We start from the raw sequence: 22,231 nt of genomic DNA, 5'->3' as shown, positions 1-22,231 counted from the left end.
GATCAGCCGGGTGCTTGGGCCTTGGACGGCTGGAAGTCCAGCAGGATGGTCTTCTCCCCGGCCTCCCACTCGCTGTCGCTGACAAGGTTGACCTGCTCGGACTGACCCGGCTGGAAGTTGTCGACCTCGGTCTTGGCCGTGGCGACCGGCACTCCGTCGCTGTAGACGTACACCTTGACCGTGCCGCTGAGCGGCTGGTTCGTGGTGTTGGTCAGCGTGCCGCCCACCTGCAGAATCCCGTTGACGGACAGGATCGACCAGCCGCTGAGCTCCCACTGTGGCGTCACAGGGTCGTTCTCGCCGGGCGCTTCCGGGGGGCCGCCCTTGGCCTGGGGAGCAGGTCCCTCCTCACCCGCTGCGGCATCTTCAGCTGCCCGGTCGCGGTCGGACGACAGTTCCTCGTCTCCTGGCTGGTCGGCGGTGATCGCCTCTTCCTGCGAGATGATCCCAGGACTGGTCATGGCTTGCCAGAACCACAGGCCCATGAACAGCATCGCTGTGCCCGTGATCAGCACTGCGACCGCCATCACTTTGGGGTGATGTGGCACCTCATCCGGGCGCCGGTCCTTGGTACGTGGCTTGTCCTGCAGATCGGTCACGGGTACAGGCTAAGCCCTGATTTGGTCGACGACGACGTCTATACAGCGCGTGAGCGCCGCGACGTCGTCGGGTTCCACGGCCGGGAACATGGCCACGCGCAGTTGATTGCGGCCCAGTTTGCGGTACGGCTCGGTGTCGACGATCCCGTTCGCGCGCAGAGCCTTTGCCACGGCGGACGCATCGATGGAGTCATCGAAGTCGATGGTCCCCACGACGTTCGACCTCAGTGCGGGATCAGCGACGAACGGGGTCGTCAGCGGATTGTTCTCGGCCCAGGAGTAGAGATTCGCCGCTGACTCGGCTGTTCGTTCGGCGCACCACTTCAGCCCACCGTTGCCCAGGAACCAGTCGACCTGCTCGGCCATGAGCCAAATCGTCGCCAAGGCCGGAGTGTTGTAGGTCTGGTCTTTGCGCGAGTTGTCGATCGCGGTCATGAGGTCCAAGAACGTGGGAATGTAGCGCCCGGACGCGCTGATCTGTTCGGCGCGCTCCAACGCGGCCGGCGACATGAGCGCCAGCCACAGGCCACCGTCGCTGGCGAACGACTTCTGGGGCGCGAAGTAGTACACGTCGGCCTGTGCCGGATCGACCCACAGGCCACCGGCAGCAGATGTCGCATCGAAGAGCATCAAGGCATCGTCATCCGCACCTGTGACACGGGCGGGGGAGATCGCCACTCCGGTCGAGGTCTCGTTGTGTGGCGACGCATAGACATCGACGCCTGGCTCCGCGGTGAACTGCGGCGCACTCCCGGGGTCCGATTTCGCGACGGTCGGCTCGGACAAGAACGGAGCCGCCTGGACAGCCTTTACGAACTTGCCACCGAACTCGCCGAAGGACAGGAACTGCGCGCGGTCGCGTACCAGCCCGAACGTGGCGACCTCCCAGAATGCTGTGGTGCCACCGTTGCCCAGGACGACCTCGTAGCCGTCGGGCAGCGAGAACAGGTCGCTCAACCCCGATCGCAGACGTGCGACCTGTGACTTGACCGTCGCCTGGCGGTGACTGGTTCCGAGATAGGTGTCGGCCACTCTCGCCAGGGATTCGACCTGCGCGGGACGCACCTTCGAGGGTCCTGATCCGAACCTGCCGTCAGCAGGTTTGAGGTCGGCGGGAATTGTGATGTCGGCGGCGTCAGCGGCCATGTGGGAACCCTCCAGAAAACCAGCCCACCGGTTGCGGCGCGGCCTTTCTCAACGGTAGTCCTACTCGGTGACGGGGCCCAAACTCCCCCCGAGCGGCAATGCTGCGACCCGGGTGGGCCGGTCAGGCGTGCGGGCGATCAGCGGGCATGCCTGCCGCGGTGAACATCGCGGGGTCCCAGCCGGGGACCCGTTCCGGGATCCGGGGACCGGGACCGACGTAGCGCGCGGAGGGCCGGATCAGTCGGCCGGTCTTCTTCTGCTCGAGGATGTGCGCGCTCCAGCCCGCGAGTCGGGCGCAGGTGAACATGCTGGTGAACAGATGCGCGGGGACCTCAGCGAAGTCGAGGACGATGGCCGCCCAGAACTCCACGTTGGTTTCCAGCACCCGGTCGGGTCGGCGCTCCCGCAATTCCGCCAGGGCGGCTTCTTCCAATGCGGCGGCGACCTCGTAGCGAGGTGCGTCCAACTCCAGGGCGGTCCGGCGCAGGACCCGGGCCCGGGGGTCCTCGGCCCGGTACACACGATGCCCGAAACCCATCAGACGGTCACCTCGGTCCAGAACCTTCTTGACGTACCCGCGGGGGTCCTCGGTCCGTTCGATCTCCTCGATCATGCCGAGCACGCGCGACGGGGCACCGCCATGCAGGGGCCCCGACATCGCGCCGACGGCCCCGGAGATGGCAGCGGCGACGTCGGCCCCGGTTGACGCGATCACCCGAGCGGTGAATGTGGACGCGTTCATGCCGTGCTCGGCCGCTGACACGAAGTACGCATCCACGGCCTCAACATGGCGGGGGTCGGGTTCGCCGCGCCAGCGGATCATCATGCGCTCGACAATGGTCTTGGCGTGATCGATCTGGCCCTGCGGCACCATGGGAACGCCGAGGCCCCGGGCCGATTGGGCCACGAAAGACATCGCCATCACCGACACGTGGGCGAGATTCTCGCGGGCGGTGTCATCGTCGCAGTCCAGCAGGGGTCGCAGTCCCCACCCCGGCGCGAGCATCGCGATGGCCGACTGGATGTCCACCCGCACATCACCGGAGTGGATCGGGATGGGATATGGCTCGGCCGGGGGCAGTCCCGGGTTGAACTCGTTGTCGACCAGCAAACCCCAGACGTTGGCGAAAGACACCCGGCCGACCAAGTCCTCGATGTTCACTCCGCGGTACCGCAGGGCGCCACCGTCTCGGTCTGGTTCGGCGATCTCGGTCTCGAAGGCGACGACACCTTCCAGTCCTGGGACGAACTCCGACATGACGACCCTCACTTTCTTTCGCCCGATTCAACCTGATGGGAACCTCGAGTGCAGCAGCGGTCCCCCGAATCGGCTTCACCGGTCAGGCACTGCACGTTCCGGCACTCGGCGGCATCACGGGCTGTGCTCACGGAGCAAGTCGGGCGATGCGCCAGGATCCCGGGTCGTCCAGCGGTGCATCAGGTCGGCGCGCCTCGAACCGCAGACGGTCGTGCAGTCGAGAGGGCTGCCCCTGCCAGAACTCGACTCGCACCGGTTGAATCCGAAATCCCCCCCAGTGGTCGGGGAGGGGGACGTCGCCGTGGAATCGCTCGTCGACATCGGTGACCATCGCCGCGAGTTCATCGCGCGACGTCAGCGGCCGGGACTGTGGTGACGCCCAGGCTCCGATCTGGGCGCCACGCGGCCGGGTGCGGTGATACGCGTCGGCGGTGGCGCGATCGACCAGTGCGGCGGTGCCGGTGAACCGCACCTGACGATGAAGGGGCAGCCACGAGAACACCGCGGCCACCCGCGGATCATGGGCGATGTCGCGAGCCTTGTCGGATTCGAGGTTCGTATAGAACGAAACCCCCGAGCTATCGACGCTCTTGGCCAGAACCACGCGGACCGCGGGCCCCGTCACGCCGCAGGTTGCCAGCGCCATCGCGTTCGGTTCCGGGGCTCCGGCGTCGGCGGCTTGGTGCAGCCACAGAGTGAACTGGGTCAACGGATCGGACGAGACCTCGTCGTCGCCCAGCCCCGGGACGGTGTAGTCGACCCGCGCCGCGAGTGGATCCTCTCCGGCGCTCACCATCGCCGTGGGTCACCCAGCCAATCCGCCAAGGCCCTCGCGACGATGTCGTCGACGGACGCACCGGAATGCTTGGCCACCTGCTTGACCTGCTTGCGCAACGTTTTGGGGATCTTGACGTCGAGCCGGGCCTTCTTGGCGGATTTCCCCCGACGCAGGACATCGGAGGTTGCATGCCCCGGAGCGCGCAATTTCCGGTCGCTGGGCTTGCCCGGGGGGACGAGGGTCACCGTGTCGCCGGCAGACTCCTTGCCGCGCGGCACGGGCATCTGAGTGGGCGCGACCGTCAGCGCGGGATGTAGGTCGGCGTCCTCGGCACGCTTGAGTGCGGGGCGTGGTTGCGGTTTCACTTGGCGGCTCCTGACCGTCGTGGGTTGCTGGTGGCCCGGCTGTAGACCTCGGCGAATGCGCGGTCGAAGATCTGTCCGACGCCGACTCCTGAGCGCCCGAGGGCGCGGAACGGCACACCGGCACCTTCGGCGCGTTGGATCAACGACCGCTCGGGGATGGCCGGCTCGATGAGCAAGTCCGGGTAGGCGTCGGCGATCTCGGCATAGCGGTATTTGTGTTCGGCCAGTGTGCCCCGCATCCGGTTGACCACGATCCCCAGCGCCCGCAAACGCAGATTGGTGTTGTCCCGGACGACGGTGACCGCGTCGAGCGCCTGTTCGGCCCCCTTCAGTGCGAAGTAGCCAGGTTCGGTCACGACGACGGCGTGAGTTGCGGCAGCCAGGCCGTTGCGTGTGATCTCACCCAGCGATGGAGGGCTGTCGAGCAACACCAGATCGTATCCATCGGCGACGCCTCGCAGCGCCCTGCGCAGGCGCAGGGCCGAACCCGAACCCCCTGGGCGGTTGCGGTGCTCGAGCGAGGGTTCGGCGGCGATCAGGTCGACACCATCGCCCCAGCCACTCACCGTGATGGCGTCGGCGGCGATGCCATCACGGGCATCGGCCAGGACATCCCCGGTCGTGAACCGGATGACTTCCGGGTTCAGCCCCAGCGTGGCGTTGGCCTGTGGATCGAGATCGACGACTAGCACCCGCAGACCCCGGCGCTGGGCGGCCTCGGCCATTCCCAGGGTGACCGTCGTCTTGCCGACACCGCCCTTGAGCGCCACGACGGAAATTGCCAACACGGCGGCCAGTGTGTCACCCCAGGATCGCGGAAGCCGGACGCCGCGCGGATCAGTGCGCTTTGACCAGTTCGTAGGCTGCAAGAGCTGACTTCCGGGCGGCCGCGTGGTCGACGATGCGGTCCGGGTAGCCACCGGCGTAGCCGTCGGGCTGATCCCAGGGCTCGTGGACCGCCGCCCCGGGCAAATGGCGCAGTTCTGGGATGAACTCGCGCACGTAGTCTCCGTTCGGATCGAACTTGAGGCCTTGGAGCACAGGGTTGAACACGCGGTAGTAGGGCGCGGGGTCCATTCCGGTGCCGGCAGTCCACTGCCAGCCGAGACTGTTGTTGGCCACGTCACCGTCGCGCAGGTGATCCAGGAAAAATCGCGCCCCCCGCTGCCAGGGGATGAGCAGATCCTTGGTCAGGAAGGACGCGACAACCATGCGAGTGCGGTTGTGCATCCATCCGGTGTCCCGTAGTTGGCGCATCCCGGCATCGACCATGGGGTACCCCGTCCGACCTTCACACCAGGCAGCGAAGACCGTGTCGTCGTCCTGCCACGGCAGAGCATCGAACCGGGGATCGACGTTGCGCCACGCAGCCTGCGGGTGACGAAACAGCACATCGGCGTAGAAGTCCCGCCAGCACAACTGCCGCACGTATCCTCCACCGGGACCTGCGGCAGCCACTACGGATCGGGGGTGGATCTCCCCGAAGTGCAAAGCGGCGCTCAGCCCGCTCGTTCCAGCGAGGTCGGTCCGGTTTCGGTCGTCGTCGTATCGGTCCAGTGGCCCGCCCAGGAATCGGTCGAGCAGTTGTTGCGCAGCCAACTCGCCCGCTCGACCCTCGGCTACTCCCCCCGACTCGGAGTCCGAATGCGGGATCGGGTCACCGGTCAGCGGTCGGGTGATGTGCGGCGCGCAGTGGAACGCAGCCGGGACCGGCAACCGCGCCCAGGTGCGGTAGTACGGCGTGAACACCGAGAACGGCTCGCCATCGACTTTGGTGACCGTTCCAGGGGGGTGGAGATACGGCGAGTCCGCCGCAGTCATCGTGACTCCGATGTCGGACAGCGCGCGCGCGACCGCCGCATCGCGGCGCACCCCGAAAGGCGCATAGTCACCCGTGACGAAAACGGTGGGACTGCCGGTCCGCGCTGCGAGGCTGGGCAGGACGGTGACCGGATCTCCCGTCAGCACCAGCAGTCCTTCGCCGCCGCGACCGCGGATCTCGGCATCCAACGAGCGCAAGGATGCGAACAGGTACGTGCGACGCACAGGACCCGCGCGATCGAGCAGGCGCGGATCCAGGACAAAGACGGCGATGACGGGTTGGTCCCCCGCGGCCGCGAACGCTCCGTGGTCCGACAAGCGCAGGTCCCGGCGCAACCACACGATGACGGGCATGTCGCCACGGTACGTGTGACGGGACGCCTCGGCACCCCCGGCGGCTCACGCGAGCCGGGTGCACGGCACGGCCGTTGTGGGGGACACTGGTGCGATGCGGGACAGGAGGCGATCGTGAGTGAACTCATCGATACGACCGAGATGTACCTGCGCACGGTGTTCGAACTCGAGGAGGAAGGAACGCCACCCATGCGAGCGCGGATCGCCGAGCGGCTGCGCCAAAGTGGCCCCACCGTCTCCCAGACGGTGGCGCGGATGGAGCGCGACGGGTTGCTCAGCGTGGACGACAACCGCATCATCCAACTCAGTCCGATCGGACGTTCCATGGCGGCGCGCGTCATGCGCAAGCACCGGCTGGCGGAATGCATGCTGGTCGATGTCCTCAAACTCGAATGGGACCAGGTGCATGCAGAGGCCTGCCGCTGGGAGCACGTGATGAGCGATGAGGTGGAGCGGCGGCTACTGGACTTGTTGGGCTACCCCACACTCTCGCCCTTCGGCAACCCCATCCCCGCCCTGGAGGAACTCGACGCGGCACCTGACGCACCCGTCACGCGTCAGGAAGGCGTAACCCTGCTGGCGGCTGCTGCCGACGATGTCGGCTACGCCGTCGTGCTGCGGATCGGAGAGACCGTCCAAGCCGACGAAGCCGGGATCGCCGCGTTCCGTCGCGCCGGGGTCCGTATGGGTGCCGCGGTGAAATGTCGGCGCCGGGCCGACGGCAGCGTCCAAGTGGGCAGCGGCGGGGAGTACACGGAGATCGCGGCGGATGTCGCAGCTCACGTCTGGGTGCGCCCTACCCGCGAAGACCCAGAGGCTCGTGACGAGGGATCCCAGGATCCAGAAGGAGGCATCTGATGCAGTTGGACGACAGTTGCCAACAGGAAGTCACCAATCGACTCAAGCGCATCCACGGGCAGGTCGCGGGCATCATCGCGATGATCGAGGACGGTCGGGACTGCGCCGAGGTCGTCACCCAGATGGCTGCCGCCAGCCGCGCCCTGGACCGGGCCGGGCTGCGGGTCATCAGCGACGGGCTGCAGCAGTGCGCGGTGGCCGCTGCCCGCGGCGAAGACCCCCCGATGACGGCCGAGCAGCTCGAGAAACTGTTCCTGAGCCTGTCGTGATGGGAGACACTGACCCCATGTCCACCCCCCTCTCGGCTCTGCCGTCAGGCTCCCCGGGAGCCCCCCAGGCAGCCCTCCCGCCGGCCTCGCGGTCGACAGTCGTGCGCGCCACGGAACCGGTCACACCGGACCCCATCTGCGCCGCTGCCACCGAGGACGCCTGGCAGGCGGTGCTGGCCGATCACGGGCCCGAGGCTGTCGGGGCCCACCTGGGCGCCACGGCGGTCGCCGACCGGGTCGTCGCCCACCGGTTCGCCTGCACCCTGCCGGGATATCCGGGATGGGAGTGGCACGTCAGCGTCGTTCGCGCCAAACGCTCACGTTCCGTGACGATCAACGAGGTGACCCTGGCCACCGGGCCGGCTTCGCTCGTGGCACCGCCCTGGGTCCCGTGGGCGCAGCGTCTGCAGCCAGGTGATCTGAGTCCTGGCACCGTAGTGCCCACCGCCGCCGACGAGGCGCGACTGGCTCCGGGCTGGAGCGGTGCAGATGACCTCGCAGGCGAACTCGACCCCGGACCGCTCCACCCCGTCAACTGGGAACCCGGACTCGGCCGCAAGCGGGTCCCGTCACCATTCGGGCGCGAGTCTGCGGCGTCGCGCTGGTATGCGGGTGAGCACGGTCCGCGCAGCCCATTGGCCAAGGCCGCTCCCGGTCCCTGCCGGACCTGCGGTTGGATGTTGACGATCGGAGGGCCGCTCGGACAGATGTTCGGCGTGTGCACGAACATGCTGTCACCGGCCGATGGGCGCACCGTGTCCTTCGACCACGGATGCGGCGGGCACTCCGAGGACGCCGCCACGGCAGTGCGCACGGTCCGAACCATCTCGGTGGTCGATGACCACATGGTCGACGAACTCGACATGGGTCACTCCTGACCACCCGTCGGCGTCTGTCGTCCGGGACACTAGCCTTGATCCCGAATCGTCCAGGAGGGGCCATGCGTCGCGCACAAGTACTCGGTCTCGTTGCTCTCGCCGGGGCTGCGATGACGTTGACCGCCTGCGAGAAGCCGCCGCCCGGTGTTTCGGTGTTCAGCGGTCCGGCCAGCGTTCGCAGCGAGGCGTTGTGCTGGGCATTCGAGTCCGATCAGTTGACCCCGGGCGAATGCGCCCAGGAGATCCTGCAGGGTCAGCCGACGGGGGGGATCCAGAATCTGAGCGTCACTCCCGGCGATACCGTCGGAGTCAGCGTCGACCCGGTCGTCGCGGAGTCGGGCTGGACGATCTCCATCGGGGGCCAGAAACTGATCGAGACCCCACTGACCACCACGTACTTCCGCTTCACCCTGCCGGATCTGCCCAGTCAACTGGGCACTGAGCAACTGCCGATGCAGATCATCGCCGGCCAGAACACCAAGATCCGTGGGGTCTGGATCGTGGGGCTCCAGCCCAACGCCGGGTGAGCCCCGGGCGGCGTGACGATCGGTCAGACGTCCAGATCGTCGGCGATCGCACGCAGAACCTTGGCGGTGGTGCGCGCGGTGGCATCGTCAGGGTAGTGACCCCGATCGAGGCCCACCGCGATGTCGTCAAGGCGTTTCGAGACGTCCTGCAGGATTTCCGCGAGTTGCGCCGGGGGGCGCCGCTTCGCCTTGACCACGGACTTGGGGGCTTCGACGATGGTGACGGACAACGCTTGCCGGCCCTTGCGGCCTTCGGCCACGCTGAAGTCCACCTTGGTCCCAGGGCTCAGCGTCGACGTGCCGCCGGGAAGAGCGGACACGTGGACAAAAACGTCCTCCCCGTCATCGGTCGTCAGAAAACCGAAGCCCTTCTCGTCATTCCAGAATCTGACCCGCCCGGTCGGCACATTGTCTCCTCGTACTCGTCCCCTCGCACTGATGAGGGAGCTCCCCACAGTCATGAGGGATCCCCCACACTCGTGAGGGCCCCAGGCTAGTCCACCAGCGGCAGATCCCACGAACTTCGCGCGAGGTCACCAGATCCGAGTACCTCGTTCATGGCACCGCTGCGAAATCCCCGGTCATCGACCTCCGCGGTCCGGAAACCGGCGGCCACCACCACCGCGACAGCCGACGACGCATTCACGGACTGCGGCCACATGCTCGCGGTCCACCTCGATCCGGGCCCGGTCTCCGAGGTCCCGGACCCGCAGGTTGACCACCGGGATCCCCCACCGAGCCAACTCCGACCTGACGGCGGTCTCGGCGCGATCAACCCGCGCGAGACGCTCGGGGTCGACCTCCACGCCGTACGCGACGCGGCTGGCCAGGCAGGCGGCTTGCGGCTTGTCCCAGGTGGGCAGTCCCCAGGCACGCGAGGTTGTGCGGACATCCTGCTTCGTGAACCCGGCATCGGCCAGGGGCGTGGCGACACGTCGCTCACGGGCAGCGCGCAGACCGGGACGATGGAACTCAGCGAGATCGTCGGCATTGGTCCCATAAGCGATCGAAGGCAGTCCCCGCTGTCGGGCGAGGTCCAGCAGCAGGTCGCCGAGTGCGGACTTGCAGTGATAACAGCGATCGGGTCCGTTGGCCCTGTAGGAGGTGCGGGTCATCTCGTCGGTGACGACGGCGACGTGTTCGACGCCGAGTGATGTGGCGAACTGATGGGCGCCAGCCCATTCGCCGCTTGCCAATGAGGCGCTGGTCGACGTGACGGCCAGCACTTGGTCGGGGCCGAGCGCCCGGGCAGCCGCGGCGACCAAGAAGGCCGAGTCGGCGCCACCGCTGAACGCGACGATCGTGGGGCCCAGTCGCGTCAGCCGGCGATCGAGGTCGCGCAGGCGGTCAGACAGTTGTTCGTCGCTCACGCCTTACCTTGTGCGGCAACGGCGGCCGCCGCCTGCTCGGCTGCGGCAGGGTCGAGGTATTCGCCTCCGGCGACCATGGGGGTGAGGTTCTGATCCAGGCGGTAGAGCAGGGGGATGCCGGTCGGGATGTTGAGACCGACAATGTCGTCCTCGCTGATGCCGTCCAGGTGCTTGACGAGCGCCCGGAGCGAGTTGCCGTGAGCGGTGACCAGCACAGTACGGCCAGCGCGCAGGTCGGGAACGATGGCGTCGTACCAGTAGGGCAGCATCCGCCCGACGACGTCCTTGAGGCATTCCGAGGCGGGCATCTGTTCGGGTGCCAACTGCGCATACCTGGGGTCCGACGTCTGCGCCCACTCGTCGTTCGGATCGATCGGCGGTGGCGGGGTGTCATAGGAGCGCCGCCACAGCATGAACTGCTCTTCGCCGTACTGAGCCAGCACCTCGGCCTTGTTCTTGCCCTGCAGCGCACCGTAGTGGCGCTCGTTGAGGCGCCAATGCCGGCGCACCGGGATCCACGATCGACCGGCGGAATGCAGCGCCATCTCTGCGGTGCGGATCGCGCGCTCGAGCAACGAGGTGTGGAGCACGTCGGGCAGGATTCCCTGCTCGGCCAACATGGCACCACCGCGTTCGGCTTCGGCGCGTCCTTGCTCGGTCAGGTCGACGTCGACCCACCCGGTGAACAGATTCTGCGCGTTCCATTCGCTCTGCCCGTGGCGGAGCAGGATCAAGGTCATGGGGGAACTCATGGCTCCTATCGTGCCTCATCAGGGGCCCACATCGCGCCTGCTCTGGCGCCTCGGACCGTGCCTACTCAGGGGCCCACCTCACCAATGTGGGAATGGCGGCATCTACTCAGGAGGCAGACATCTACTTCTAGGGGTCAGGGGAGATATCTCCTCAGGGGCAAGGTGGCGGAACGCCTCCAAATTGCGGGTGGATTCGCCGCGCGCGAGACGCCAGCGCCATTCCGCAGCGATCGCCCCCGCGAATCCCTTCTCCAGGATCGTGTTGAAGTCACCGTCTGCGTGTGCCAGGACCGACCCGAACGCCTGATCGAGGCGTTGTGTCGTGAGCGATTCCAGCGGCAGCCTTCCGACGAGGTAGATGTCGCCCAGATGATCGACGCTGTAGGCAATACCGAACATCCTCGCGTTACGTTCCAGCAGCCAGCGGTAGACCTCCGCCAGATTCTCGTCGGGATGGCGGGCAACGAACGCGTTGATACTCACGGAGTGGTTGCCGACACGAACAGAGACCGTAGTGCGCAACTTCGTCTCACCGGGGAGCTGGACGACGAAGGTTCCTGGATCGGGCTCCTCGAAGTCGAGGCCTGTGTCGCCGAGGTAGGCACGGATGATGTCGGCGGTATCGGCCATGCCCTCACCTCTTACTCATCGACTGTCTCTCCTCGATCTCGGCCTTTCCCGTCTCGGCCTTTCCCGTGTCGGCCTTTCCCGTCTCGGCGATCACCCTGTCATACGGCTGCTCTCAGGGTCATGCGGCTGCTCTCAGGTGATGGGTCTCAGGTGGTGGGCTAAGGACCCTGCGCCCGGCCCGGGCTTCGGAGTAGGCGGCGAGGGTGCCTGCGGCGGTTGCGGCCCAGCTGAAGTCTTGCGCGTGGCGCCGGGCTCCTGCAGCCAGCCGGCTCCGTTCCCGGGGCCGATCGAGAAGATCCGCCAACTCTTTCGACCACGTGTGCGGCTCATGTCCGTCGACCAGGACCCCGCTGCTGCGGTGGGACACCGCAGTACGCAGTCCGCCGACACACGCCGCGAGGACGGGCACACCGCACGCCTGCGCCTCGAGCGCCACCAGTCCGAACGACTCGGAGTAGGACGGGACGGCCACCACATCAGCCGACGCGTACAGATCGGCCAGTGCCGTGGGCGCCAGTGGGGGCAGGAACGTGATGAGGTCCGCCACCCCGAGATGCCCCGCCAACTGAAGCAGTTCCTCCGGATGCGCCACGCCGGCGCCCGACGGCCCACCGCACACAACCAACTGCAGTCGCTCCCGCCGGTGCGGTTCACGTGCCACCAGGTCGGCGACGGCGCGAACCAGCAGGTCGGGGGCCTTCAGCGGCTGGATGCGACCGACGAACACGACGACGTCGCGATCGGCTGACAGTCCGGTGCGGCGCCGGGCGGCATCGCGGTCCCGCGGCGAGAAGGTCGCCAGATCGACGCCGGGGTGGACGACATCGACACGCTCCCCGGGCGCACCGTAATGGCGAATGAGCTCGAACCGCTCGTCGGCGGTGTTTGCGATCAACCGATCGGCCGCGCGTACTACTTGTTCCTCCCCGACCACCCGGACCAGTGGTTCGGGGCGGTCGCCGACAGCGAGGTTGTCGTTCTTGACCTTCGCCATCGTGTGCATGGAGTGAACCAGGGGAACCTGCCACCTCTGGGACGTCAGCCAACCCGCCTGCCCCGACAACCAGTAGTGGCTGTGGACGACGTCGTAGGGGGAATCGGACTTCGCCATGGCGAAACGCAGGACTTCGGAGGTGAAGGGGCACACCTGCTCGGGCAGTTCCTCCTTGCGCAGTCCGGCGAAAGGCCCCGCGGGGAGATTGTGAACGGTGACGCCCGGCCCCATCGCCACTGATTCGGGCTGTCGGGATGACGTGGCCCGCGTGAACACGTCAACGGCCGCTCCGGCCTGAGCCACCAGTTGCGCAGTTCGTGCCACGTACACATTCATGCCGCCCGCGTCACCCGACCCGGGCTGATCGAGCGGGGAGGTGTGCATGCTGATCATCGCGACACGCATGTCAACGTCGTGAGTGCGCGCCACCGTCATCAGCACCCTTCCCGGCTCGATTCCCCACGCAGCAACGCTGCGCGCCCCATGCTGATTCCCGCGGCTGCGATCCGCAAGCCGAGTCCCCGGGGGTTCGCGCCGATCAGAGCGGTCAGTTGTCCTGACCGGTCCCGCGAAGTTGCCCGGTCCGGTCCTACGGAGTCATCCAGGCTGGTCCTGCGGAGTGGTGATGGCCGCCAATGGCTCCACACTGACCTCGGCATACGAGCGGCCCGTGACGATGTGAACCATCCGCTTCGTCACCGTGACGGCGTGATCGGCGAACCGCTCGTAGTAGCGAGAGAGCAAAGTGACGTCGATGGCCTCCTCGACGCCGTGTGACCAGTGGTCGCTGAGCACAATGCCGAACAACTCCCGGTGGAGGGCGTCCATCGAGTCGTCGTATCGCTCGATCGCGCTGACGTGCGTGACGTCGCGGCTGAGGATGACCATTCCGGTCTTGCTGCAAATCGCTTCGGCCAGCCCGCCCATCTGAGCGAAGGTGCCCCGCAGTTCCGGCGGGATGCTCGACTTGGGGTAGCGCAGACGGGTCTGCTTGGCCACGTGCTTGGCCAGGTCCCCCATCCGCTCCAGGGACATGGAGATGCGCATGCCGGACATCACCACACGCAGATCGGTGGCCACCGGCTGTTGGCGGGCAGCAATATCGAAACACTGTTCATCGATCTCCGCCGCCAGCGTGTCGACGACTTCGTCCGCCTCGATGACTGATTCCGCCAGTTGCAGATCCGCATCCAGCAGCGCCTGAGTAGCACGGTTGATCGCCGAACCCACCATGCGCGTCATCTGGACGAGTTCCTCGGACACGGCATCCAGTTGCTCGTGATAAGCCTCGCGCACGTCGGCACCTCCTCATGTGACCCGCCCCAGTGTACGGTTCAGACGCCCCGCCCGACTGAGATCGCAGTTCCCACCCACAGAACTTGGATGAATTCGACGTTGCCACGCGGGGAACTTCCGGCAATCAACAGATGACGGTCACCTCAACGCCCAGGTCGGCGGCGGGAATCCGCGCAGCCCCACTCTCGCTGACGCGTACATTCGCCCTGTGAGGTCGACGTGCGCTCTTGCTCCTCAGCCCGGATCCACCGATCCTTCGGCGACTGCGCGCCACCCCGAGGGCCGGTGGGTCCGGGCTCTGCCCGGATCGCGCGCATGACGTCCCCGCGCTCGTCGGTCGCCGACGCCGAACCCCCAGCGTCCCGCGACTCTTCCACCGTCGGCGCTTCTACCGTCGGCCCTTCCACCGTCGGCAACGACATAGGACCTGGCGGCGATCCACGCATGGACCTGATCCGCGAACTTCCCGGACTGGTGCTGGTCGTCACGAAGGGCGGTGCTGTCGAGTACACATCACCGGGTGCGGACGACCTGCGGCTGGTGCGCCGCGGGCAGATCGGTTTCAAGTCGCTGCGGGACTGCGCTTCCAAGACCCTCATCAACCGGACCTCCGTGATAAACGAAGTGACCCTGCGTCGTCCCCCACTGCGCAAGAGCAGCCTGCACCTGCGGGTCCACGGAATCCCGCTGGACCACGACCGGGTCGTCCTGCTGATCACGGACCTCACCGAAGAGTCGCGTCTGGCCGCAGTGCGCCGCGACTTCATCGCCAACGTCAGCCACGAACTCAAGACACCGGTCGGAGCCATGTCCCTACTGTCCGAGGCGATCGTCGCCGCCCGAGACGACCCCGAGGCAGTCGAGCATTTCGCCCACCGCATGCAGACTGAGTCGGCTCGGCTGGCGCAACTGATCAACGACGTGATCGACCTTTCCCGCGTCCAAGGTGACGACCCCCTGCAGCACGCGTCGGTGGTTCAGGTCGACGCTCTCGTCGACGCAGCCGTCGAGTTCGTCGCCCATCCCGCGGAGTTGAAAGAGATACAGGTGGTCCGCGGGGGAGACCGGGGCCAGTTGGTCTACGGGGACCCGGCACAGTTGGAAACGGCGCTGCGCAACGTCATGATCAATGCCATCGCCTACAGCGAGCCTGGAACTCAGGTGGCGCTCGCCGTGCGCACCAGCCCCCACCTCGTCGAGATCGACGTCAAGGACCAGGGAATGGGGATCCCGGAGGCGGAGATCGACCGCATCTTCGAACGTTTCTACCGTGTGGACGAGGCGAGGAGCCGCGTGACCGGCGGAACCGGACTCGGTTTGGCGATCGTGCGTAACGTATGTCGTAACCATGGTGGTGACTGCCTCGTGTGGTCAGTGGCGGGTGAAGGCTCAACCTTCACGCTGCAACTGCCCAGCTACTCCGCCGACCAGGAAACCGACCCCGCCGAAGACCAGGACCAGACCGAAGACCAGACCGAAGACCAGACCGAGACCAGGACGCCAGGACCAGGACATGAAACAAGACATCAAACAGGACGACGAGATGACGGAGGAACAGCAGTGACCCGAGTGCTGGTCATCGAGGACGAGGAGTCGTTCCGCGACGCCCTGGGGTTCATGTTGCGGAAGGAGGGCTACGACGTCGACCTCGCACCGGACGGCATCGTGGCCCTGGAGCAGTTCGAACGCACCGGGGCGGACCTGGTCCTGCTGGACCTGATGCTGCCCGGCCTTTCCGGAATGGACGTCTGTCGCGCGATCCGCCGACAGTCCCGCGTGCCCATCATCATGGTGACGGCCAAGGACACCGAGATCGACAAGGTCGTCGGGCTGGAACTCGGCGCCGACGACTACGTGACCAAACCGTTCTCCAGCCGGGAGCTGACCGCCCGTATCAAGGCGGTGCTGCGACGCGGTCCGGAGATCGAGGTCCAGGAATCCACCACCGTCGAGGCCGGGCCGGTGCGCATGGACGTGGAACGGCACGTCGTCACTGTGCGCGGTGAAGACGTCGCGCTTCCGTTGAAGGAGTTCGACCTGTTGGAACTGCTGCTGCGTAACAACGGCCGTGTTCTCACCCGCGACGTTCTCATCGACCGAGTGTGGGGATCGGACTACGTGGGCGACACCAAGACGCTGGACGTGCACGTCAAACGACTTCGCTCCAAGATCGAGAGCGATCCGGCGAACCCGGAGCACCTGCTCACCGTGCGCGGCCTCGGGTACAAGTTCGAGGCCTGACCTGGCCCGACCCTGAGGCAACCGCCGAGACCCTCAGGGAACCACCGGACTCAGTTCGAGGGCATGGGTTCCGGTTCGGCGGAACCAGCGGGGCGCGGCTCGGTGACCTCGGATTCGGAAGCGCCGGCATCCTCGGCAGCACCCTCGCCCTCTGTCCCCGACATGGCTTCCTCAGAGCCGGAACCTTCCTCGGAGCCCGAGAGATGGGTGTCGGTGTTCACCTTGACCGGGATGGGGGTGGTGCCTTCCGGAGCGGCCTCGGCGTAGAAGCCGGACGGCGGGACGACAAGGGCGGAGAAGGTGCGCTTGCCGGCGTTCTGGAACGTCATCGACACCTCGACGTATTCGCCGGCTGCGGCGGTCATGCCCGCCAGGTCAGCGGTGACGGGTCGACCAGTCTGGATCGGGACAGCCTCCTGCGCGCGGACGGGGACCGGTTCGGGAGTCAACTTCGCCTGCACCCCATCGGCGACGACCGACAGCAGGGCGTCCTCCTTGTCCGTTGGGTTGTAGACCGTCCCGAGGAAGGCCGCCTTGCCGCTGCCCGGGTCCCCCGCAACGATTGTCGCCGAGTCGATGGTGATGTCTGTGGTGGTGATCTGAGTGCCGTCACCGGATGCGGACTGCATGGTCGTGGCCGCCTGGTTCCCGGACCAGCAACCCGCCAGCCCCGGAACGAGCAGGGCGGTCAGACCAAGGGCAACGAGACGCGAGCGCTTCACAAGGGCCTCCAGTATCACCGTTCAATCAGCGGCCACAGCCTAGCGGGATCATGGCCTGTGGTGTTGTCCGACCGGTATCGCGGACAGGGTGTGCCCGGCCGGTGCACGGAGTTCGCCCGGGGTTCCGGCATCTGTTTGCGTGTTAGTCTGGGGGTTCGGGAAAGGGGCAATCTCCATGGCGTTCAAGGTCGGCGACACAGTCGTTTACCCGCATCACGGGGCCGCGCAGATCGACGCGATCGAGCGCAAGACTGTCGCCGGCGAAGACAAGGAGATCTTGGTTCTTCGGGTCCAGCAAGGCGACCTCACTGTTCGTGTTCCCGCCGAGAACGTCGACTTGGTCGGTGTTCGCGACGTCGTCAGTTCTGAGGGCTTGGACCGTGTCTTCGAAGTGCTTCGTCAGCCCTATGTCGAAGAGCCCACCAACTGGTCCCGTCGCTACAAGGCGAACCTCGAGAAGTTGGCCTCGGGCGATGTCGTCAAGGTCGCCGAGGTCATCCGCGACCTCTGGCGCAGGGAACGCGATCGCGGCCTTTCGGCCGGCGAGAAGCGGATGCTCTCCAAAGCCCGCTCGGTACTGATCAGCGAACTCGCACTCGCCGAGAACACCAACGAGGACAAGGCCGAGAGCCTCCTCGACGAGATCCTCGCTTCCTGAACTTTCCCCACGACCCGGCGCGCAGCGCCACAATGAACGTGTGAACAAGCGCGGCCGAGCCGATGCCGTCGTCGAGGTCCTGCGACTTCTCGTCGTCGTTCTGGGTGCCGCTGTGGGTCTGCAGATCGGCGAGTCGGTCACCACAACCCCCGACGTTGCCGTTCTCGGACTGTTCACCGCACCCATGGTCGGATTGATCGTCGGCGCGGGCCTCGGGTACTCGCTCGGAGGCGTGATCGCCCGTCAGGCGGTCGGAGCCTTGGACCGCGGCGAGCAGGCACTCGGCGGAATCACTCCTGAGGAAGTTGTATCGGGTGCCATCGGGGCGCTGGTGGGGGCCGCGTTGGTGGCCCTCGTCGTGTGGCCCGTGTTCCTCATCACGACGCCCATCATCGCCTTGTGCATCTTCGCGTTCGCCGTGATTCTCGCCGGCGCCTTCGGCTTCACCGTGGCCCAGCGCCGCCGCAGCGAAGTGCTCCAGACGATCGGCAGCCGCGCCGGTGTCGCCGTGCCCGAGCGGGTCCGCGCCGGACGTCTCCTCGACTCCTCGGTCGCCATCGACGGGCGGATCGTGGACGTCGTGCGAGCCGGATTCAGTTCGGGACCTCTGGTGGTGTGCCAACCCGTCCTCGACGAACTGCAGGCACTGGCCGATTCCCCGGACCAGCGGCGACGCGAGAAGGGCCGCCGGGGTCTCACGACGTTGGAGGAACTGCGCCGACTGCCCGCTGTCGAGGTCTCGGTCATCCCCGATGAGGCAGCCGGCGCTGCGACCGTCGACGCCAAGCTCGTCCAGATCGCACGGTCTCGGCAACTGGCCCTACTCACATCCGACAGCGGTCTGGCCAAGGTCGCGGAGATCTCCGGCGTTCAAGTCCAGAATCTGCACAAACTGTCACTCGCACTACGCCCACCGATCGTCGTCGGTGATGTCACCCACCTGTCGCTGATCCGCGAGGGCAAAGAACACGGCCAGGCAGTCGGGTACTTGGACGACGGCACTATGGTGGTCGTCGATCAAGGGCTACCCGCGATCGGCACCGATGTCACCGTCGAAGTCACCAGTGTCCTGACCACCTCGAACGGCAGGCTGGCTTTCGCGAAAATGCGGGAAGTGGCCCCGTGATCGAGTTCGGCTGCATCGTGTCCGCAGCCGGGCAGGGGGAACGGCTCGGCAGTGGGATCCCCAAGGCCTTGGTTCCGATCGCGGGCACACCGATGCTCGTCCACGCCTTGCGGACCGTAGCCGCGCACCCGGCCATCCGGTCGATTGCGGTGGTCGCCCCACCTGGGCATCTCGACCAGGTTCGGCAGATGACCGCCACCATCGACACCGAGATCCCGCTGGTCATCGTGGCCGGCGGAGCGCAGCGCTCCGACTCCGTGCGCGCCGGGCTCGCGGCCCTGCCCGCCGGATCGACCGGCGTGTTGGTGCACGACGCGGCCCGACCCTTCGCGCCTTACGACGTCTTCGACCGGGTCATCACCCAGGTGTCGGTCGACGTGCCAGCAGTGATTCCCGGACTGCCTGTGGTCGACACGATCAAGCAGGTGGACGAATCCGACACAGTGCTCGCCACTCCCGCCCGGGCGAACTTACGGGCTATCCAGACACCGCAGGGATTCACGCGAGACGTGCTGAGCAGGGCCCTGGCACAGCCGGGCGCGGACGCGACCGATGACGCGGCACTCGTTGAGCGTTTGGGGCTACCGGTACAGGTGGTCGCGGGTCATCCAAATGCCTTCAAGATCACGACACCGACTGACCTGTTGATCGCCGAGGACCTCGTGGCCAGGGCCGTGGACCCCGGCGCCAGAACCCATGGACATCGTGAGTAGAAGGAGACCTCATGTTCACTGATCTGCGCGTCGGGATCGGGGTTGATGTCCACGCCTTCGACGCGACCCGGGAGATGTGGCTGGGCGGACTGTTGTGGCCCGGAGAGGTGGGACTGGCCGGTCACAGCGATGCCGATGTCGCCAGCCACGCCGCGTGTGATGCGTTGCTGTCCGCTTGCGGCCTGGGTGATCTCGGCTCGCAGTTCGGCACGTCTGATCCGCAGTGGGCGGGAGCGAGCGGGAGCCGATTGCTCACCGAGACGGCGGTACGGGTCCGAGCCGCCGGTCACGTGCCTCAGAACATCGCCATTCAGGTCATCGGCAACTCGCCGCGCATGGCGCCTCGCCGCGACGAGGCTGCAGCCATCATGTCGGCGGCAGCCGGTTGTCACGTGAGCATCAGCGCCACGACGACCGACGGTTTGGGTCTGACCGGTCGCGGCGAGGGCCTGGCGGCGATCGCCACGGCTCTCGTGGCCATCCGCCCGGCCAAGCCCTTATGAATGGATCCCGCACAGGCCCTAACCTTGACGGGTGACCCTGCGCCTGCACGACACCGCCTCGCGTTCGTTGCGTGAGTTCATCCCCCTGCGGGAAGGTGAAGTGTCCATCTACGTGTGCGGTGCGACGGTCCAATCGGACCCGCACATCGGACATGTCCGATCGGCTTTGGTCTTCGACATCTTGCGGCGCTGGATGAGTTTCTCCGGCTACGACGTCACCTTCGTACGCAACGTGACCGACATCGACGACAAGATCCTCGCCAAGTCGCGAGAGGCGGACATCCCTTGGTGGTCGTGGGCCTACACCCACGAACGCAGTTTTGATGACGCGTACCGAAGCCTCGGCGTCCTTGACCCCACCTACTCACCGCGGGCGACAGGGCATATCCCCGAAATGGTCGACTTGATGGATCGGCTCATCACCTCGGGCCACGCTTACGCCACGGACGACGGCGACGTCTACTTCGACGTCCGCTCATTCCCCGAGTACGGATCACTGAGCGGTCAACGGCTCGCCGACATGCAGCCGGCAGCCGACTCGTCCTCGACCGCCAAACGGGATCCGCGGGACTTCGCGATGTGGAAGGGGGCACGTGAAGGCGGCCCGACCTGGCCCACACCGTGGGGCGCCGGCCGTCCCGGCTGGCACCTGGAGTGTTCGGCGATGGCCGCCAAGTACTGCGGCCCTGAGTTCGACATCCACGGCGGTGGCATCGACTTGATCTTCCCGCACCATGAGAACGAGATCGCGCAGTCCCAGGCGGCGGGTGACCGCTTCGCCCGGTACTGGATGCACAACGGCTGGGTCACCACGGCGGGCGAGAAGATGAGCAAGTCGCTGGGCAACTCGCTTCTTGTCTCACACGTGCTGTCCCAGGTTCGTGCGATCGAGCTGCGGTACTACCTGGGATCGGCCCACTACCGGTCGATGCTGGAGTACTCGCCGCAGTCGCTCGACGAATCGGCGACCGCCTACCGACGCATCGAGTCATTCCTTCGCCGAGCAGTCGAAAGGTGCGGCATCCGCGCACCCGCGGCAGACGTCCCCGAGTCCTTCGCGTCGGCAATGAACGACGACCTGGGCGTACCCGCGGCGTTGGCCGTCCTGCACGAGACCGTGACCCGCGGCAATGAGGCGCTGGCCACCGGCGACCTGGAGACCGCCGCCGACCTCCTGGCCCAAGTCCGCCGCATGAGCGACATCCTGGGCTTCGACCCACTGGCCCCTTCCTGGCAGGACACCACCGACAACCCCTCCGACCAGGCACTGGACACCATCGTGTCGGCGATGCTGGCCCAGCGGGCCGACGCTCGCGCCGCCAAGGACTTCGCCGCCGCGGACCGGATCCGCGATGACCTGTTGGCCGCAGGACTCGCCATCGAAGACGGCCCCACGGGCAGTTCCTGGTCGTGGGCCGAACCGAAAGCACCGTGATGGCAGGTAACTCACGCCGCAAGGGCGCGGTTCGCGACACGAGCACAAAGAAGGGCCAAACGGTGGGCTCGGGCGGGCAACGCCGCAGAGGCCTCACGGGCAAGGGACCAACCCCGCCTGCCGAGCGCCGTCCGGGACACCCGGCAGCGCGCCGCGCGGCCCGCCGGGGCGGCCGGCGATCGGACAGTTCGCGGCGCGAGGTGATCCTGGGCCGCAACGCGGTGGACGAAGCGTTGACGGCGCAGGTTCCCGCGGTGGAACTGTCGGTCGGAGATTTCCTGACCGATGACGTCAGGACATCGCGGGCCAAACGCAACGCGCTCGCTGCGGGTGTCCCGGTCAACGTCCGCACGAAACGGGAAATGGACGCGCTGGGTGATGGCCTCCCCCACCAAGGCATCGCGTTGGTGGTGGCACCGTTCGCCTACGCCGAACTGCACGACGTCATCGCCGCCGGTCCGGCCTCGGGTGGAGGGCCGCTGGTCGTCGCTTTGGATCACATCCAAGACAGCCGGAACCTCGGCGCGATCGCCCGGTCCGCTGCGGCATTCGGTGCCTCCGGGCTCGTACTGCCCAATCGTCGCGCCGCGAGCGTGACCGCCTCCGCCTGGCGGTCATCGGCGGGCGCACTGAGCCGAATGCCCGTGGCGCAGGTCGTGAACATGACGCGAGCGGTCGCGTCGCTGCGCAAAGCCGGATACGTCGCGGTAGGCCTGGCCACGACCGGCGGAACTCCGCTGTCGGAAGTAGACCGGGGCATGTGGGATCAGCCGGTGGTGATGGTGGTCGGCAACGAGGCCGCCGGGATTTCTCCCTTGGTCGCGCAAGCGTGCGATCTCCTGGTCACGATCCCGATCGCACGCAGCACCGAGTCGCTCAATGCGTCGGTGGCCACCGCGATCGCACTGGATCGAATCCGCAACCCCTGACCTGCGGCG

Annotated in this window: 24 protein-coding genes and 2 pseudogenes; 12 read left to right on the top strand and 14 right to left on the bottom strand. The window is 66.8% G+C overall.

Features of this window, described 5'->3' with window-relative positions:
- Positions 1-2 precede the first annotated feature (2 nt).
- The 7 genes from V9E98_02250 to V9E98_02220 all read right to left on the bottom strand — a co-directional run bounded on the left by V9E98_02250 (position 3) and on the right by V9E98_02220 (position 6,321).
- Positions 3-599 carry a hypothetical protein gene (locus tag V9E98_02250; GenBank protein ID MEI2715812.1) on the bottom strand — a complete coding sequence of 199 codons (597 nt, stop codon included), beginning with the start codon at positions 597-599 and terminating at the stop codon, positions 3-5.
- Positions 600-608: 9 nt separating this feature from the next.
- Complete coding sequence (gene serC / locus V9E98_02245) at positions 609-1,745, bottom strand: phosphoserine transaminase (protein MEI2715811.1); 1,137 nt, start codon at positions 1,743-1,745, stop codon at positions 609-611.
- A gap of 121 nt (positions 1,746-1,866) precedes the next feature.
- Positions 1,867-3,003, bottom strand: a complete 1,137-nt coding sequence (locus tag V9E98_02240; GenBank protein MEI2715810.1) for a citrate synthase 2 — start codon at positions 3,001-3,003, stop codon at positions 1,867-1,869.
- A gap of 127 nt (positions 3,004-3,130) precedes the next feature.
- Positions 3,131-3,799 carry a pyridoxamine 5'-phosphate oxidase gene (gene pdxH / locus V9E98_02235; protein MEI2715809.1) on the bottom strand — a complete coding sequence of 223 codons (669 nt, stop codon included), beginning with the start codon at positions 3,797-3,799 and terminating at the stop codon, positions 3,131-3,133.
- Complete coding sequence (locus tag V9E98_02230) at positions 3,793-4,146, bottom strand: hypothetical protein (GenBank protein ID MEI2715808.1); 354 nt, start codon at positions 4,144-4,146, stop codon at positions 3,793-3,795. The genes pdxH and V9E98_02230 overlap by 7 nt, the downstream gene beginning before the upstream one ends.
- The gene (locus tag V9E98_02225) at positions 4,143-4,934 is read right to left on the bottom strand and encodes a ParA family protein (GenBank protein ID MEI2715807.1); all 792 of its coding nucleotides are present in this window, start codon (positions 4,932-4,934) and stop codon (positions 4,143-4,145) included. Before V9E98_02225 ends, V9E98_02230 begins: the two co-directional genes overlap by 4 nt.
- 49 nt (positions 4,935-4,983) lie before the next feature.
- On the bottom strand, positions 4,984-6,321 hold the full coding sequence (locus V9E98_02220) for a deoxyribodipyrimidine photo-lyase (protein ID MEI2715806.1): 1,338 nt from the start codon (positions 6,319-6,321) through the stop codon (positions 4,984-4,986).
- A gap of 114 nt (positions 6,322-6,435) precedes the next feature.
- Here V9E98_02220 and V9E98_02215 point away from each other — a divergent pair, with 114 nt between their 5' ends.
- The 4 genes from V9E98_02215 (at position 6,436) to V9E98_02200 (ending at position 8,853) form a co-directional block, all read left to right on the top strand.
- The gene (locus V9E98_02215; protein ID MEI2715805.1) at positions 6,436-7,179 is read left to right on the top strand and encodes a metal-dependent transcriptional regulator; all 744 of its coding nucleotides are present in this window, start codon (positions 6,436-6,438) and stop codon (positions 7,177-7,179) included.
- Positions 7,179-7,448, top strand: coding sequence for a metal-sensitive transcriptional regulator (locus tag V9E98_02210; protein ID MEI2715804.1), 270 nt, complete (start codon positions 7,179-7,181; stop codon positions 7,446-7,448). The genes V9E98_02215 and V9E98_02210 overlap by 1 nt, the downstream gene beginning before the upstream one ends.
- A 17-nt stretch (positions 7,449-7,465) precedes the next feature.
- Positions 7,466-8,326 carry a DUF3027 domain-containing protein gene (locus V9E98_02205; protein MEI2715803.1) on the top strand — a complete coding sequence of 287 codons (861 nt, stop codon included), beginning with the start codon at positions 7,466-7,468 and terminating at the stop codon, positions 8,324-8,326.
- Positions 8,327-8,388: 62 nt separating this feature from the next.
- A complete protein-coding gene (locus tag V9E98_02200) occupies positions 8,389-8,853 on the top strand; it encodes a hypothetical protein (GenBank protein MEI2715802.1) in 465 nt (154 codons plus the stop codon).
- 218 nt (positions 8,854-9,071) lie between these two features.
- Here V9E98_02200 and V9E98_02195 read toward each other — a convergent pair.
- The 6 genes and pseudogenes from V9E98_02195 to phoU form a co-directional block, all read right to left on the bottom strand.
- A pseudogene (locus V9E98_02195) lies at positions 9,072-9,260 on the bottom strand (cold shock domain-containing protein).
- 174 nt (positions 9,261-9,434) lie between these two features.
- Positions 9,435-10,223 carry an ATP-dependent sacrificial sulfur transferase LarE gene (gene larE / locus V9E98_02190; protein ID MEI2715801.1) on the bottom strand — a complete coding sequence of 263 codons (789 nt, stop codon included), beginning with the start codon at positions 10,221-10,223 and terminating at the stop codon, positions 9,435-9,437.
- Complete coding sequence (locus V9E98_02185; GenBank protein ID MEI2715800.1) at positions 10,220-10,975, bottom strand: phosphoglyceromutase; 756 nt, start codon at positions 10,973-10,975, stop codon at positions 10,220-10,222. The genes larE and V9E98_02185 overlap by 4 nt, the downstream gene beginning before the upstream one ends.
- A gap of 102 nt (positions 10,976-11,077) precedes the next feature.
- Positions 11,078-11,605, bottom strand: coding sequence for a YbjN domain-containing protein (locus tag V9E98_02180; GenBank protein MEI2715799.1), 528 nt, complete (start codon positions 11,603-11,605; stop codon positions 11,078-11,080).
- Between the two features lie 118 nt (positions 11,606-11,723).
- A complete protein-coding gene (gene mshA, locus V9E98_02175; GenBank protein MEI2715798.1) occupies positions 11,724-13,004 on the bottom strand; it encodes a D-inositol-3-phosphate glycosyltransferase in 1,281 nt (426 codons plus the stop codon).
- Between the two features lie 192 nt (positions 13,005-13,196).
- Complete coding sequence (phoU, locus tag V9E98_02170) at positions 13,197-13,895, bottom strand: phosphate signaling complex protein PhoU (protein ID MEI2715797.1); 699 nt, start codon at positions 13,893-13,895, stop codon at positions 13,197-13,199.
- 315 nt (positions 13,896-14,210) lie between these two features.
- Here phoU and V9E98_02165 point away from each other — a divergent pair.
- Together V9E98_02165 and V9E98_02160 are read left to right on the top strand one after the other, a co-directional pair.
- Positions 14,211-15,299: pseudogene (locus tag V9E98_02165) on the top strand (ATP-binding protein).
- 156 nt (positions 15,300-15,455) lie between these two features.
- Complete coding sequence (locus V9E98_02160; protein ID MEI2715796.1) at positions 15,456-16,136, top strand: response regulator transcription factor; 681 nt, start codon at positions 15,456-15,458, stop codon at positions 16,134-16,136.
- A 50-nt stretch (positions 16,137-16,186) separates the two neighbouring features.
- On the opposite strand, the gene V9E98_02155 is transcribed toward V9E98_02160, so the two are convergent.
- Positions 16,187-16,858 (bottom strand): hypothetical protein, encoded by a 672-nt coding sequence (locus V9E98_02155; protein ID MEI2715795.1) that lies wholly within the window; start codon positions 16,856-16,858, stop codon positions 16,187-16,189.
- Between the two features lie 175 nt (positions 16,859-17,033).
- Here V9E98_02155 and V9E98_02150 point away from each other — a divergent pair, with 175 nt between their 5' ends.
- The 6 genes from V9E98_02150 to rlmB are packed head-to-tail and all read left to right on the top strand — an operon-like array spanning position 17,034 to position 22,222.
- Positions 17,034-17,516, top strand: coding sequence for a CarD family transcriptional regulator (locus tag V9E98_02150; protein ID MEI2715794.1), 483 nt, complete (start codon positions 17,034-17,036; stop codon positions 17,514-17,516).
- 40 nt (positions 17,517-17,556) lie between these two features.
- Positions 17,557-18,642 carry a PIN domain-containing protein gene (locus V9E98_02145; protein ID MEI2715793.1) on the top strand — a complete coding sequence of 362 codons (1,086 nt, stop codon included), beginning with the start codon at positions 17,557-17,559 and terminating at the stop codon, positions 18,640-18,642.
- On the top strand, positions 18,639-19,355 hold the full coding sequence (gene ispD, locus V9E98_02140) for a 2-C-methyl-D-erythritol 4-phosphate cytidylyltransferase (GenBank protein MEI2715792.1): 717 nt from the start codon (positions 18,639-18,641) through the stop codon (positions 19,353-19,355). The genes V9E98_02145 and ispD overlap by 4 nt, the downstream gene beginning before the upstream one ends.
- A gap of 11 nt (positions 19,356-19,366) precedes the next feature.
- Complete coding sequence (gene ispF / locus V9E98_02135; GenBank protein MEI2715791.1) at positions 19,367-19,858, top strand: 2-C-methyl-D-erythritol 2,4-cyclodiphosphate synthase; 492 nt, start codon at positions 19,367-19,369, stop codon at positions 19,856-19,858.
- A gap of 31 nt (positions 19,859-19,889) precedes the next feature.
- Entirely contained in the window at positions 19,890-21,293 is a 1,404-nt protein-coding gene (gene cysS, locus V9E98_02130; protein ID MEI2715790.1) for a cysteine--tRNA ligase, read from the top strand.
- On the top strand, positions 21,293-22,222 hold the full coding sequence (gene rlmB / locus V9E98_02125; GenBank protein MEI2715789.1) for a 23S rRNA (guanosine(2251)-2'-O)-methyltransferase RlmB: 930 nt from the start codon (positions 21,293-21,295) through the stop codon (positions 22,220-22,222). Before cysS ends, rlmB begins: the two co-directional genes overlap by 1 nt.
- Positions 22,223-22,231 lie beyond the last annotated feature (9 nt).

The organism is Candidatus Nanopelagicales bacterium, from assembly GCA_037045355.1.
GTDB lineage: Bacteria > Actinomycetota > Actinomycetes > S36-B12.
Note: the sequence above shows the minus strand (reverse complement) of the source record. Positions and strands in the feature narration are given on the sequence as shown.

Bases quoted from the DNA above. Each gene is read 5' to 3' on its own strand.
- serC (MEI2715811.1), bottom strand. From the start codon at position 1,745: ATGGCCGCTGACGCCGCCGACATCACAATTCCCGCCGACCTCAAACCT.
- V9E98_02240 (MEI2715810.1), bottom strand. From the start codon at position 3,003: ATGTCGGAGTTCGTCCCAGGACTGGAAGGTGTCGTCGCCTTCGAGACC.
- pdxH (MEI2715809.1), bottom strand. From the start codon at position 3,799: ATGGTGAGCGCCGGAGAGGATCCACTCGCGGCGCGGGTCGACTACACC.
- V9E98_02220 (MEI2715806.1), bottom strand. From the start codon at position 6,321: ATGCCCGTCATCGTGTGGTTGCGCCGGGACCTGCGCTTGTCGGACCAC.
- V9E98_02210 (MEI2715804.1), top strand. From the start codon at position 7,179: ATGCAGTTGGACGACAGTTGCCAACAGGAAGTCACCAATCGACTCAAG.
- V9E98_02205 (MEI2715803.1), top strand. From the start codon at position 7,466: ATGTCCACCCCCCTCTCGGCTCTGCCGTCAGGCTCCCCGGGAGCCCCC.
- V9E98_02200 (MEI2715802.1), top strand. From the start codon at position 8,389: ATGCGTCGCGCACAAGTACTCGGTCTCGTTGCTCTCGCCGGGGCTGCG.
- V9E98_02185 (MEI2715800.1), bottom strand. From the start codon at position 10,975: ATGAGTTCCCCCATGACCTTGATCCTGCTCCGCCACGGGCAGAGCGAA.
- V9E98_02180 (MEI2715799.1), bottom strand. From the start codon at position 11,605: ATGGCCGATACCGCCGACATCATCCGTGCCTACCTCGGCGACACAGGC.
- mshA (MEI2715798.1), bottom strand. From the start codon at position 13,004: ATGCGTGTCGCGATGATCAGCATGCACACCTCCCCGCTCGATCAGCCC.
- V9E98_02150 (MEI2715794.1), top strand. From the start codon at position 17,034: ATGGCGTTCAAGGTCGGCGACACAGTCGTTTACCCGCATCACGGGGCC.
- ispF (MEI2715791.1), top strand. From the start codon at position 19,367: ATGTTCACTGATCTGCGCGTCGGGATCGGGGTTGATGTCCACGCCTTC.
- rlmB (MEI2715789.1), top strand. From the start codon at position 21,293: ATGGCAGGTAACTCACGCCGCAAGGGCGCGGTTCGCGACACGAGCACA.